This window comes from Campylobacter sp. 107, from assembly GCF_002383835.1.
Classification (GTDB): domain Bacteria; phylum Campylobacterota; class Campylobacteria; order Campylobacterales; family Campylobacteraceae; genus Campylobacter_D; species Campylobacter_D jejuni.
The window spans coordinates 51,021-63,385 of record NZ_NXBA01000081.1 but is presented as its reverse complement, the minus strand read 5'-3'; the positions used below and the strand labels follow the sequence as shown (position 1 = coordinate 63,385).

The following is a 12,365-nucleotide window of genomic DNA, read 5'->3' as shown; positions in this document are numbered from 1 at the left end:
AGGGCGTTTTTGCCTTTTTTACATTACAAAAATAGTTGGAACTATGGTTGGGTATTTTTTAATCTTTCTAAAGATATGTTTTCTTAAAACTTGGCGGATTTGATTTTCTAAAAATCTTGGATCATTGAGTACTTCATCTTTAACATTGATGAAAAATTGTCCTAAAACTTCAGCCATATCTTTGCTAAAAGCATGATCGTGTTTGTCAGCTACTAACCCATAACTAAATACTCTTGGTTTATTGATCAGTGTTTTTGTGGCTTTGTCAATTTGTGCGATAATAACCACTATGCCACTATCTGCAAGTTTTTGGCGATCTATAACTACATCATCGGCGATTTGTTTGTTGATTTGATTATCTACAAAAACTTTACCTGTTTTTACGGTTTTTATGCGTTTGACATATTTTTGGCAAAGTTCTACTTGATCGCCATCACTCATAAGATAAATATTTCTTTCAGGGATACCGCACTTCATCGCTGTTTCTTTGTGTTTGGTGATGTGATTGTATTCTCCATGAACTGGTAGGAAAAATTTAGGCTTAGTAAGGGTTAGCATAAGCTTTTGCTCTTCTATACTAGCGTGTCCGCTTACATGAATTTCACTAAATTCTTGATACGCTACTTTAGCTCCTGCTTTTAAAAGATAGTCAAGCACCGCAGAAACACTTGCTTCATTTCCTGGTATGGCTTTAGCTGAAATAATCACTTGATCTGTAGGTTTGATTTTTATAAATTTATGCTCATCAGTTGCCATTCTATAAAGTGCACTCATGGTTTCGCCTTGACTTCCTGTAGTTACGATAAGCACTTCATTGTCTTTATATTTGCTTACTTCATCAGCATCGATGAAAATTTTTCTATCAAGTTTGATGTAGCCTAATTCCATAGTGGTATAAAGATTTCTTTCCATAGAACGACCGATCACACAAACTTTTCTACCGTATTTTAAACCATAAGTGATAGCTTGATAAACGCGGTGGATATTAGAACTAAAAGTACTCATGATCACCCTGCCTTTGGTACGTGCAAAGATTTGATCAAAAGTTGGCCCTACGGAGCTTTCACTTTTTGTATAACCTTCTTTGTACGAATTTGTACTATCGCTTAAAAGACATAAAACCCCTTCTTCTCCATAATGTGCCAAACGTCCTAAGTCTGTTGGATAGCCATCGATTGGAGTTTGATCAATTTTAAAATCACCTGTGTGGATAATCGTTCCTGCTTTTGTTTTGATCGCAAGTGCTGAAGCATCAATGATAGAATGCGTGATGTGGATCCACTCTATATCAAATTCGCCTATCTCATAAACACGGCGTTTTTCTACAGGGCGAAACCATTTGCGTTCTGCTTTTAAGCCATGTTCTTCAAATTTGTTTGAAATCATTCCTAAAGCCAAAGGTGTAGCGTAGATAGGAAATTGGAATTCTTTAAAGAAATAAGGCACTGCACCGATATGATCTTCGTGTGCATGAGTGATCACTATACCACGAATTTTATCTTTAATTTTTCTTACATAGTCAAAATCAGGGATGATAATATCTACCCCATGCATAGTTCCATCAGGAAAACTCATACCTATATCTACTATAATTGCATCTTTATTGGTTTCAAAAACACTGATATTTCCACCAATTTCTCCTAAACCTCCTAAAGGAGTAATGCGGATTTTATGCTCGCTAGAATTATTATATTTTAAAGGGTGTAAGCGGTTTTCATGTGAAACACGGTTAGCTTCTATACATTCTGCAAGAGCGATTTGCCAATCTTCATTACCTGTGAGTTTTGAAGGAAGATTGCGATTTTTCTTCTTTTTTTTCTCAGTTTTATTTTCTGAGTTTTCAGAATTTTCCTTGTTGGAATTTTGATCAATTTTTGGAGTATCATTTTCATTTTGCAAAGAATCAGCTAATTTTTTTCTACGATTTTTATATTTATAGCGTTTATTGTTTTTTGAATTTGAGTTCGGATTTTGTTCGTTTTTATTTATCTCTTTGTTTTCGTCCATATTCATCCTTTAATTTGTCATAAATTTTAAGGTATAAATCAACGCAAATTTCATGCGGTCTGATGTTTTCTTTTAAGCCAAGAGTGCTTAAAACTTCTAAAACTTTTGCTTTATATGTTTTTAAATTTCCTAAGAGTTGTTTTCTAGGAGCTTTAAAACAATCTTTTAGAAAATTTTTGAAATTTTCTATTTCGCAAAGTTCATCAAAATCCTTAGTTTTAATCAAACTCATCACCGCTGACATAACTTTTGGTGGAGGATTAAAACATTGTGGATCAACATCAAAAAGTATTTTTCTTTCGCAAATCATTGCACTTAAAACACCTAAGGAAGAAAACTCACTATTTCCTTCTTTAGCGCAGAATTTTTCAGCCATTTCCCTTTGTACCATTACAATAATCCCTAGACAATTTTTATCTTCTAAAGCTTTTAATATAATGTGACTTGCAACATAATAAGGCAAATTTGCAACCAAAAAATATGGTTTTTCATCAAGACTAGGATTAAAAGCTTCGCTTGCGTCTTGATGGATCAAGTTAAATTTTCCACATTCAAGTTCTTTTTGAAATTTCTTTTTTAAAATAGGTATGAGATCATTATCGATTTCATAAGCTTTTACTTGAGAAATTTTTAAAAGTTCTTGCGTTAAATCACCTAAGCCAGGCCCAATCTCAATGATATTGTTCATCTCTTTGGGTATGGCTTGGATGATTTTTGCTAATACGCTTTTATCGATTAAAAAATTTTGTCCGTATTGTTTTTTTGCTTTAACCATAAGAAATAATTTTATCTAAAAATTCTTAATTAAGTCTTTTTAGGTAGAATTATTTTTTTGTAAAATTTCATAAGGATCAAAATGATTGTTTGTGCGGGTGGAAATGAAAATTTTTCTTTTGCAAAAGTTATAGGTATAGGTTTGGTTGAATCAGCTTTTCATTTGAGTCAACTTTGCTTCAAAGAAAAACCATCAAAACTTATATTTATAGGAACTTGTGGGCTTTATGATAAGGGAGAAATTTTAAAAATTTATAGAAGTTCACATGCTTTTAATGTAGAATTTTCTAAAATTTCACATGCTTTTTATACTCCTGCAAAATATCAAATTTGCTTAGAAAAAGAAAATGTTTCTCGTGAAACAATCAAGATCAATTCTTCAAATTATATTTGTCAAAATTCAAAAGCAGCAAAAGAATTTTCAAAATTAGGTTTTTTTGCAGAAAATATGGAAGCCTTTTCTGTTTTGAGCGTAGCTAAAAATTTAAATATTGATGCAGAGTGTATTTTGTGTGCAACAAATTTTTGCAATGAAAACGCTCACGAAGATTTTATAAAAAATCATCAAAAGGCAAAAGAAAAATTAGAAGAATACTTAAAAAAATATCATTATATTTAAAAATTCAAAAAAGGAAAATAATTTTGAAAGAGCTTGTTAATATTTTAGATTTTTTACCTGAAGAATTAGGAGAAAAAATCAAACCGATGTTTCGCGTGAAACAAATTTATCAATGGATTTATCAAAAATACGCCAATAATTTTTCCGATATGTCAAGTTTACCAAAATATCTACGTTTAGAACTTGCGCAAAATTTTCATTTCTCTCCTGTAAAATGTGTTAAAAATGAGCAAAGTAAAGATGGAAGTATAAAATATCTTTTTGAACTCGTTGATGGTTTAAGGGTAGAAAGTGTGCTTTTGCCTATGAAAGAAGAAAAAATAGACGCAGAAGGCAAAAGAATTTCTCATGCAAGATACACTATCTGTGTTTCTTCTCAAGTGGGTTGTAAAAGTGGATGTAGTTTTTGTCTTACTGCCAAGGGTGGTTTGAAAAGAAATTTAAGTGCAGGGGAGATAGTCGGACAAATTTTATGGATCAAAAAACAAAATAATATCCCTTATGAACGCCGTGTAAATATAGTATATATGGGTATGGGCGAGCCTTTAGATAATCTTAAAAATGTTTCTAAAGCGGTAAAAATTTTAGCACAAAATGATGGGCTTGCCATAAGTCCTCGCCGTCAAACCATCAGTACTAGCGGTTTGGCAAAACAAATCAAAGAATTAGGTCAAATGAATTTAGGTGTTTTACTTGCTATATCATTACATGCGGTTAATGATGAGCTTCGAACCGAACTTATGCCTATTAATAAAGCTTATAATATCGCTGCGATTATGGATGCGGTGCGTGAATTTCCTATAGATCAAAGAAAAAGAGTGATGTTTGAATATCTTTTAATTGATGGTATCAATGATAAGCTTGAACACGCTAAAGAATTAGTCAAGCTTTTAAATGGTATTAAAGCCAAAGTGAATTTAATACTCTTTAATCCACATGAAGGAGGTTTATATAAACGCCCTAGTTTAGAAAACGCGATTAAATTTCAAGATTTACTCAGCAATAAAGGTGTAACTTGTACTATAAGAGAAAGTAAAGGGCTTGATATCTCAGCTGCTTGTGGACAGCTTAAAGAAAGGGCAAAAGAACAATGACAATGCTAGATATTTTTGAAATCATTTTTATAACAGCTGTTGTAATTATAGGTTTTAGTGGAATTGTTTTTGTAGTAACAAAAGAAAAAAAATAATTATTACACTTAATGGTGTCAAGGGGGAGACTTGAACTCCCGACCTCCGGCTTATGAGACCAGCGCTCTAACCAGCTGAGCTACCCTGACTAAAAATAAAAATATAATTATACTACTTTTTACTAAAAATTTTCTGATTTTTAAAAAAAATAATTTTATTTTCAATATTTAAAAAATTTCTTTATTTTTAAAGCTTTTATAGATATAATAAACGCTTTATTTCATAGACAGGTGTCCGAGCGGTTGAAGGAGCACGCCTGGAACGCGTGTAAAGTGCAAGCTTTCGAGGGTTCAAATCCCTTCCTGTCTGCCATTCTTATTTTTAATATTTAAAATACTGTTGTTTTGTCAAAAGTTATTTTATTGTTTATAAATTCTTAAATTTTTGATAAAATATTAAAAATTTTATTTATTAGGTTTTTTATAATGCTACAATCAAGACTTTTGATGAATTTAAGAGGAATAGGAATATCTTTTATACCAAGATATTTTTTCAAATAAATTTAGATAAAATTTTTAATGATATTTTAAAATACAATATTAAAGACTTAGAAGAAATACAAACTCGAGTTAAATATTATAATCAAATAAATGAATTTTTTATACCTACAGCAAAGGAAAAAATAGGAAAATTTCCTTTTAAAAGCACCTCTTATGCTTTTGATGCTTATGAAGTCAGTAAATACTTCAAAGATGAATTTTTATGGAATAAAGAATTTGGCGATGTAAGACATACTTTTAAAGAAGCAACTATTTGCAAATCGAGATCTTTGGAAAATAATATAAATAATATTTTATTAAAACTTGATAAAAATAGGCACTTTTGCTTTTTAAAAGATAACATAAACTATGAAAATAAAAAGGATATAGCAATATTTAGAGGAGCAGTATATCAAAATCATCGAAAAGAATTTTTTGATTCTTATTTTGGTAGAACTTTTTGCGATATAGGAGATACTTCAAAACAACCTAGCCAATGGAAAAAAAACTTTTTAAACAAAAAAGAACAAATGAAATATAAATTTATAATTTCTTTAGAGGGTAACGATGTAGCAAGCAACTTAAAATGGGCTATGAATTCTAATTCTTTAGTTTTAGCTCCAAAAATAACTTGCGAAACTTGGTTTATGGAAGGAACTTTAAAACCAAATTATCACTTTGCTTTGATTGATAATGAGAATTTGTCAGCAGTAATTGAATATTTTAAAAGTCGCCCAAAAGATGCATTGGAAATTATTAATAATGCTCATCAATATATTAAGAAATTTTTAAATAAGAAAAAAGAATTCCATATAGGAATTTTGGTTTTGACCAAATATTTTTATTATTCTAGACAACTTGAACTTAACAAAAAAAGAGATATTTTAGAATTAATCAAATAGTAAAATTACTCTCATTAATTCTCTAATTTTTCATAAAAAATAAATCTTTTTATACATATATTACATCATAAATTAAAAATTTGATTTTAGTTTTCAGCCAAAAACAAGTAATATTGCGATAAAATCTCAGACTTATAAAGGGGCATTAGCTCAGCTGGGAGAGCACAACGCTGGCAGCGTTGGGGTCAGCGGTTCGAACCCGCTATGCTCCACCATATGGTTCCGTAGCTCAGCTGGTAGAGCACTACCTTGACATGGTAGTGGCCGTTGGTTCAAGTCCAATCGGAGCCACCATCACCCTTCCTTATACAAAGGATTATCATGCAAAACACTATCATACAAAAAGCCGTCAATAAAGATTTAAATTCTATACTTGAAATCACAAAAGATGCTTTAAATGCTATGAAAACTATGAATTTTCACCAATGGGATGAGAATTATCCCAATGAAATAGTTTTTCAAGAAGATATACAAGCACAAGAACTTTATGTGTTTAAAGAAAATGATGAAATTTTAGGCTTTATCTGTATCAATGAAAAATTTGAACCTGAATTTTACAAACAAGTTATTTTTAACAAAAATTATGATGATAAAGCCTTTTATCTACACCGTTTAGCTGTCAAACAAAATGCAAAAGGCAAAGGCGTGGCACAAAAACTTTTAAATTTTTGCGAAAATTTTGCCTTGGAAAATCACAAGGCAAGTTTAAGAGCAGATACTCATAGTAAAAATTTTCCTATGAATTCGCTTTTTAAAAAGCTTGATTTTAATTTTTGTGGAAACTTTGACATACCTAATTACCAAGATCCTTTTTTAGCTTATGAAAAAATTCTAAACCAAAAAGCTTTTTGAGTTTTTTTCATAGGCTTTGATTTGTGCTTCATGTTTTAAAGTTAAAGCTATATTATCAAGTCCTTCCAAAAGACAAATTCTGTGAAAATCATCTAAATCAAAAGAAAAAATCTTATCTTTAAAAAATACTCTTTTTTCCAACAAAGAAATTTCTATATTTTTATCTTGGGATTTTTTTAACTCATCAACTATTTCCAAAACCTTATCTTTAGCAAGTTCTACGGTAAGCAAACCATTTCCTAAGGCATTGTTTTTAAAAATATCCGCAAAAGAAGGTGCAATAATAGCTCTAATACCATAATCAACCAAAGCCCAAGGCGCATGCTCTCTTGAAGAGCCACTACCAAAATTTTCAAAACTCACCAAAATAGAGCTATTTTGATATTCTTTTTTATTGAGATTAAAATCCATATTTAAAACACTTTCTTTATCATCTAAATAACGCAAATCATGGAACAAATGCTTGCCAAAACCTTGCTTAGACACTGCAAGTAAAAATTGCTTAGGTATAATTTGATCTGTGTCTATATTGGCATATTCTAAAGGACAAGCTATACCTTTGTGTATAATAAATTTTTGCATATTAAACTCCTAAATACTTTCTATTATCACAAATAACACCTTCTATGGCACAAGCTGCTGCACTTGCAGGACTCATCAAATGAGTGATAGAACCTTTACCTTGTCTGCCTACAAAGTTACGATTTGAAGTTGAAGCAACTCTTTGACCTGAATTTGCTTTGTCATCATTCATACCAAGACACATAGAACACCCTGCATATCTCCACTCACACCCTGCCTCGATAAAAATCTTATCAAGTCCTAAATTTTCAGCTTCTTTTCTTACTTGCATTGAACCAGGCACGATTAAAGCTTTAACATTTTTATGAATTTTGCGCCCTTTTAAGATATCAGCGGCTATTTTAAGATCTTCTAAACGCCCATTTGTGCAAGATCCTATAAATACAATGTCGATTTTTACCCCTTCTATAACTTGATCTTGCTCTAAATTTACATAAGATAAAGCATCAAGCAAAGATTTTTGCTCACTTTGATTTTTAAAATCACTTATTTTTGGAATTTTTTCATCTATGCCAATCACTTGCGAAGGATTTGTTCCATAGCTAATTTGTGGTTTTATCTTGCTTACATCTAGAGTAATACTCTCATCATATTTTGCTCCTTCATCACTTCTTAAACTCTTCCAATACTCACAATACTTTTGAAATTCTTCTCCTTTAGGTGCAAATTCCTTTCCCTTAATATACTCAAAAGTGATCTCATCAGGAGCTATCATACCTACTTTCGCTCCAAATTCTATAGCCATATTACAAAGAGTCATTCTAGCTTCCATGCTTAAATTTCTTATAAGTTCTCCGCAAAATTCTATAGCATAGCCTGTGCCTTTTGCTGTGCCATATTGTGCAATCAAATACAAAATCAAATCCTTAGCATAAACGCCTTTTTGAAACTGCCCTTTACATTCGATTTTCATGGTTTTAAGTTTGGCTTGTTTTAAAGTTTGCGTTGCCATGACATGCTCTACTTCACTCGTGCCTATACCAAAGGCTAAAGCTCCAAAAGCCCCATGTGTTGCCGTATGAGAATCCCCACAAACTAAAGTAACCCCAGGTAAAGTAAAGCCAAGCTCAGGACCTACTATATGAACTATGCCTTGATTTTTATCTTCAAGTCCTAAAAGCCTTACTCCAAATTCCTTAGTATTTTGCATCAAAGTTGTAATTTGCTCTTTTGCCATATCAGAACAAGCATTTAAATCCACACTTTTAGTTGAAACATCATGATCTATGGTAGCCAAAGTTAAATCCGCTCTTGCCATTCTACGCTTAGCCATTTTAATCCCTGAAAATGCTTGAGGGCTTGTTACTTCATGGATTAAATGTCTATCGATATAAAGTATAGGAAGTTCGTTTTTGCCTTCATAAACCACATGAGCATCAAAGACTTTCTCATATAAAGTTTTAGCCATTATTATTCTCCTTTAAAATTTCTAAAATACAATCCCCCATTTCATCGGTATTTAAATACGACTTAGTATTTAAATCCTTGGTCATTTTTCCTTGCGCCAATGCCAAAGATATAGCATTTTCTATATCCTGTGCGGCTTGTTCTTCTTTGAAACTATACTTTAACATCAAAGCCGCACTTAAAATTTGAGCTATAGGATTAGCTATATTTAAATGAGCTATATCAGGCGCACTTCCACCTGCTGGCTCATAAAGTCCAAAACCTTTATCGTTTAAACTTGCTGAACTTAACAAACCCAAAGATCCATTAATGGCAGCTAACTCATCACTCAAAATATCACCAAAAAGATTTGAACAAAGCATAACATCAAAAATGCTAGGATTTTTTACAATCTGCATCGCAGCATTATCCACATACATGTACTCTAAGTTTATATCTTGATAATCTTTTGCAACATTTGCCACCACTTCTCGCCACAAAATAGAACTTGCTAAAACATTCGCCTTGTCGATTAAATGCACTTTTTTCTTTCTTATTCTTGCACTTTCAAAAGCGATATGAGCTATCCTTTCTATCTCTTTTTTAGTGTAAATTTCAGTATCATACGCACTTTCTTTACCTAAATCTTGCTTACCAAAATAAATCCCACCTGTAAGCTCTCTAACACATAAAATATCCACTCCTTTTTGGATAATCTCATTTTTTAAAGGTGAAGCATAAGTTAAACTTTCATAAATTTTACAAGGACGCAAATTTGCAAACAAATTAAAATGCTTTCTTAAAGGCAAAAGCGAGGCTCTTTCAGGTCTTTGATCTATGGGCAAATTATCCCACTTAGGCCCTCCAACAGAGCCAAATAAAATCGCATCACTTTGCTCACAAAGCTTTAAAGTTTCATCACTTAAAGCCACTCCATAAGCATCTATACTTGCACCGCCTATTTTAGCTTCATTAAATTCAAAACTAAAATTGTATTTTTGCGCGATAAAAGTTAAAATTTTTAAAGCCTCTTTCATTACCAAAGGCCCTATACCATCTCCTGCTAAGACAGCTACTTTATAAGTTTTCATGCCATTTTCCTTTCTTCTACTTTTAAAGAGCGATAAATCGCATTGTAAGCACTCACAAAAGCTTGTGCTGAAGCTTCTATAACATCTGTTGAAATTCCTTTTCCATGGAATTTTCTCCCTTTAAATTCCAAATCCACATCCACTTGTCCTTGAGCATCTACCCCTGAACTTTTTGCATTGATGCTATAAGCTTTTAGCGCAGGCTTTAAATTCGTTATCCTAGCAATGCAGTTAAAAACTGCTTCAACAGGACCATTTCCTGTGCAAGCTTCAGTTTTTAACTCTTCTTTAATACGCATACAAACACAAGCAGTTGGGATATTGCCACTAATCACGCTTAATTTTTCAAGTATAAATTTATTTTCTTCTTCATTTTCATAGCTTAAAAACATCAAAGCTTCCAAATCATAATCATACACTTGACCCTTTTTATCCGCAAGGCGTAAAAAACGCTCATAAACATCATCTAAATTATAAGTATTTTCATCATAGCCTAAATTTTCAAGGCAAGTTTTTATCATAGCCCTTCCACTTCTTGCCGTCATTAACATACGATTTTCATGAATTCCTATGGCACTAGGGCTTATGATCTCGTAAGTTTGCCTATTTTTAAGCACTCCATCTTGATGAATGCCTGAACTATGAGAAAACGCATTGCTACCCACTATAGCTTTATGCGAAGGTATACTTTCATTAGTGATAGCTGAAACTAATTTTGAAGTTTTAAAGATATTTTCACATTTAATATCAGTATAAAAACCTTTTAAATAATCTTTCCTAGTTTTTATCGCCATAACCACTTCCTCTAAAGCACAATTACCCGCCCTTTCGCCAAGTCCATTTATAGTGCACTCTATCTGTCTTGCACCTTGTAAAATAGCACTTAAACTATTGCCCGTTGCCATACCTAAGTCATTGTGACAATGCACAGAAATGATAGCTTTGTCTATATTTGGCACTTTGTTAAATAAAATTTTGATGATATTAGCAAATTCACTTGGTAAGGTATAGCCTACGGTATCTGGGATATTTATAGTTTTAGCGCCTGCTTTTATCGCATTTTCCACCATAAAACAAAGATTATCTATCGGAGTTCTTCCTGCATCTTCGCATGAGAATTCTACATCATCAGTATAAGATCTTGCTCTTATAATCGCTCTTTTTGCCATAGACAAAATTTCATCAAAATCTTTTTTTAATTTATCTTGCATATGCAAAGTCGAAGTGGCTATAAAAGTATGAATTCTAAAATGCTTTGCCACTTTTAAAGCTTCATAAGCCATATCTATATCTTTATCCAATGCTCTAGAAAGTGCACAAATAGTTGAGTTTTTAACCTTAGAAGCGATCTTTTGCACCGCTTTAAAATCCCCTTGTGAAGATACCGGAAAACCTGCTTCTATAACATCTACGCCTAAATTTTCAAGCGCTAAAGCGATTTGTAATTTTTGATTGATACTCAAAGAACTGCCTAAAGCTTGTTCTCCATCACGCAAAGTGGTATCAAAGATTATGATTTTATTATCTTTCATGATTTAATCCTTTAAAACCAAACAGACTGAATGAATTAAAAATTCAAAAACTTAACAACAATGATAAAAAATTAAAAATGTAAAAAATGATTAAAAATAAAATTGAGTTTTAGAGTGAGAGTTGCAGTAGCAGATTAAAAGTATTGTCTTTACTTTTTTGTTGGACTGAATTTGAAATTTCAAAAATTTGTTTCATCTTTTCCTCCTTTGTTAAAATTAATACTTAATGTATCATATTTTTAGTAAATGTGTTTGTAAAATTCTTAAATTAAGAAAATTATTGATATAATTGTAATTTTAAGTAACAAAAAGGAAGTTGATGTTAAAAGAACTCTTAGAGATTAAAAAAGAAATGGAACCTGTTATCCACGAAGCCAATGTGAAATTAAATGTCCTAGCTCGTGAAGTCATAGTCCGAAAAAAAGAATACGAAATTTATGGGCCTATGGTAGATCGTGTTTATCTTGATAATGCCATTTATGTTAAAGTTATGTCAAGTGGACGTGATGTAAAAACAGACAATGTGACTATAAAAAATGGTTTTTATATGGTTTTTGTTGCCCCTGAAAAAGAAAGCACAAAAGATATCAAAAATAAACTCAAAGTAGCTTATGAAGGACTTGATAACAAATTTATCGCTACACTTATACGCTCTTGCCAACGCTTTAAAGAGATCATAAACAAAACCCAAGCTACACTTGCTAAAGCTTCTAAAATGAATGTGGTAGTAAAAACGAATTTAGGTGAAGCAAGTGCTGCTCTAAAATTTAACATCACTATAGAATATACCAAAGAGAATCAAAAACTCACTCGTGAAAATTCAAAATCAGCAGGAAGTTTCAGAGATACTAAAACTTATATCAATCTTGTAGTAGAAAAAAATACAGAATCTCAAATTTGTGAAAAACTACTTGATGATGTTGAAAAATACTTTATCGGTGGAGGTTGATT

Annotated in this window: 12 protein-coding genes and 4 tRNA genes; 9 read left to right on the top strand and 7 right to left on the bottom strand. The window is 31.7% G+C overall.

Annotation, left to right across the window (positions count from 1 at the left end; genetic code table 11):
- Window positions 1–18 precede the first annotated feature (18 nt).
- Both BGS40_RS08195 and rsmA read right to left on the bottom strand, forming a co-directional pair.
- Window positions 19–2,013 carry a ribonuclease J gene (locus BGS40_RS08195; protein ID WP_002860132.1) on the bottom strand — a complete coding sequence of 665 codons (1,995 nt, stop codon included), beginning with the start codon at window positions 2,011–2,013 and terminating at the stop codon, window positions 19–21.
- A complete protein-coding gene (gene rsmA, locus BGS40_RS08190) occupies window positions 1,982–2,782 on the bottom strand; it encodes a 16S rRNA (adenine(1518)-N(6)/adenine(1519)-N(6))-dimethyltransferase RsmA (RefSeq protein WP_096738607.1) in 801 nt (266 codons plus the stop codon). Before rsmA ends, BGS40_RS08195 begins: the two co-directional genes overlap by 32 nt.
- A gap of 81 nt (window positions 2,783–2,863) precedes the next feature.
- Between rsmA and BGS40_RS08185 the strand changes: the two genes are divergently transcribed.
- The 3 genes from BGS40_RS08185 to BGS40_RS08175 are packed head-to-tail and all read left to right on the top strand — an operon-like array spanning window position 2,864 to window position 4,589.
- Window positions 2,864–3,400, top strand: a complete 537-nt coding sequence (locus tag BGS40_RS08185; RefSeq protein WP_044261774.1) for a phosphorylase family protein — start codon at window positions 2,864–2,866, stop codon at window positions 3,398–3,400.
- Between the two features lie 23 nt (window positions 3,401–3,423).
- A complete protein-coding gene (rlmN, locus tag BGS40_RS08180) occupies window positions 3,424–4,494 on the top strand; it encodes a 23S rRNA (adenine(2503)-C(2))-methyltransferase RlmN (protein ID WP_096738606.1) in 1,071 nt (356 codons plus the stop codon).
- Complete coding sequence (locus BGS40_RS08175; protein WP_087691698.1) at window positions 4,491–4,589, top strand: hypothetical protein; 99 nt, start codon at window positions 4,491–4,493, stop codon at window positions 4,587–4,589. Before rlmN ends, BGS40_RS08175 begins: the two co-directional genes overlap by 4 nt.
- Before the next feature lie 13 nt (window positions 4,590–4,602).
- Here the strand turns inward: BGS40_RS08175 and BGS40_RS08170 are convergent.
- A tRNA-Met gene (locus BGS40_RS08170) sits at window positions 4,603–4,679 on the bottom strand.
- A gap of 135 nt (window positions 4,680–4,814) precedes the next feature.
- Between BGS40_RS08170 and BGS40_RS08165 the strand changes: the two genes are divergently transcribed.
- From BGS40_RS08165 to BGS40_RS08145, 5 genes are all read left to right on the top strand, one after another.
- A tRNA-Ser gene (locus BGS40_RS08165) sits at window positions 4,815–4,902 on the top strand.
- A 457-nt stretch (window positions 4,903–5,359) separates the two neighbouring features.
- Window positions 5,360–5,971: a glycosyl transferase family 90 gene (locus BGS40_RS09845; protein WP_096738605.1), complete on the top strand. Its 612-nt coding sequence runs from the start codon at window positions 5,360–5,362 to the stop codon at window positions 5,969–5,971.
- A gap of 139 nt (window positions 5,972–6,110) precedes the next feature.
- Window positions 6,111–6,186: transfer RNA gene (locus BGS40_RS08155), tRNA-Ala, on the top strand.
- A 3-nt stretch (window positions 6,187–6,189) separates the two neighbouring features.
- Window positions 6,190–6,265, top strand: a tRNA-Val gene (locus tag BGS40_RS08150).
- A gap of 27 nt (window positions 6,266–6,292) precedes the next feature.
- Window positions 6,293–6,823, top strand: a complete 531-nt coding sequence (locus BGS40_RS08145; protein WP_002783539.1) for a GNAT family N-acetyltransferase — start codon at window positions 6,293–6,295, stop codon at window positions 6,821–6,823.
- Here the strand turns inward: BGS40_RS08145 and leuD are convergent.
- Genes leuD through leuA form a run of 4 tightly spaced genes read right to left on the bottom strand, consistent with a single transcriptional unit; the run spans window position 6,803 to window position 11,414 of the window.
- Window positions 6,803–7,405, bottom strand: coding sequence for a 3-isopropylmalate dehydratase small subunit (gene leuD / locus BGS40_RS08140; RefSeq protein ID WP_057035592.1), 603 nt, complete (start codon window positions 7,403–7,405; stop codon window positions 6,803–6,805). The genes BGS40_RS08145 and leuD overlap by 21 nt on opposite strands.
- Before the next feature lies 1 nt (window position 7,406).
- On the bottom strand, window positions 7,407–8,819 hold the full coding sequence (gene leuC, locus BGS40_RS08135; RefSeq protein ID WP_096738604.1) for a 3-isopropylmalate dehydratase large subunit: 1,413 nt from the start codon (window positions 8,817–8,819) through the stop codon (window positions 7,407–7,409).
- Entirely contained in the window at window positions 8,806–9,882 is a 1,077-nt protein-coding gene (gene leuB, locus BGS40_RS08130) for a 3-isopropylmalate dehydrogenase (protein ID WP_057035594.1), read from the bottom strand. Before leuB ends, leuC begins: the two co-directional genes overlap by 14 nt.
- Complete coding sequence (gene leuA, locus BGS40_RS08125; RefSeq protein ID WP_002922281.1) at window positions 9,879–11,414, bottom strand: 2-isopropylmalate synthase; 1,536 nt, start codon at window positions 11,412–11,414, stop codon at window positions 9,879–9,881. The genes leuB and leuA overlap by 4 nt, the downstream gene beginning before the upstream one ends.
- A 319-nt stretch (window positions 11,415–11,733) precedes the next feature.
- Between leuA and BGS40_RS08120 the strand changes: the two genes are divergently transcribed.
- Window positions 11,734–12,363, top strand: a complete 630-nt coding sequence (locus BGS40_RS08120; protein WP_002876996.1) for a hypothetical protein — start codon at window positions 11,734–11,736, stop codon at window positions 12,361–12,363.
- The last annotated feature ends 2 nt before the right edge of the window (window positions 12,364–12,365 follow it).